This window comes from Serratia sp. 506_PEND, assembly GCF_001076875.1.
Taxonomy (GTDB): domain Bacteria; phylum Pseudomonadota; class Gammaproteobacteria; order Enterobacterales; family Enterobacteriaceae; genus Serratia; species Serratia marcescens.
Genome location: NZ_JVEL01000281.1, coordinates 1 through 705, shown reverse-complemented (window position 1 = coordinate 705; position 705 = coordinate 1). Strand labels below are relative to the sequence as shown.

Annotated in this window: 1 pseudogene; it reads right to left on the bottom strand. The window is 59.0% G+C overall.

The window, feature by feature from the left end:
- A pseudogene (locus ADK28_RS07455) lies at positions 1–694 on the bottom strand (hypothetical protein); the annotation flags it as partial.
- Positions 695–705 lie beyond the last annotated feature (11 nt).

Below are 705 nucleotides of genomic sequence, written 5' to 3'. Positions count from 1 at the left end.
ACAGCGGCGAGAGCTGCTGCACATGCGCCATCTGAGCCTGATAATCCCGGCTTATCCGGGGCTCCATGTCACGCAGTGCCTGTTCCCCGAGCGTCAGGCGCACATCGCTCAGCCTGGCGGCATCCGGGGCCACAGGCCAGGTCAGCGCATTCGCTTCCAGCATCGCCGTGGCATCGTGTTGCCGGGAGGACTGCTGCATGCTCCAGTGAACCCAGCCGGCCACCATCAGTACCGGCAGCAGGCAGCTCACCATCCCGCTGACAAACCAGAACCACGACGGACGCGGAGGCTTATGAGACTTGATTTTCAGCACCGTCGGCTTCAGCGACCCTTTTTCCCGGCCCACAATGATGCTGCCGGTCGGGAGCTGCGCCAGATCCGGACTCACACTGCCGTCCGCTTCTTCAGACCGGAAATACACCACCGGCGGCACCTGCATCTCTTTTTTCAGTACATCCTGCTCCTGTGACACAATCACGATTTCTGATTCATCAAACAGGCGGGTATACCCTTCAATAAAGTGCAACAGGTTCTCAATTCGCGGCACCCGGAACAGCCCCGCATGATGCAGTTTCTCACTGATGAGCTGGAGTGACCGTTCACAGCGGTAAATCAGACGCTTATCGTCATGACCAACCGGGTACTGACGTAACACGTCGCTGACGCGTGCAATAAACCAGTCGAGCATTTCCACCCGGGCCCGGG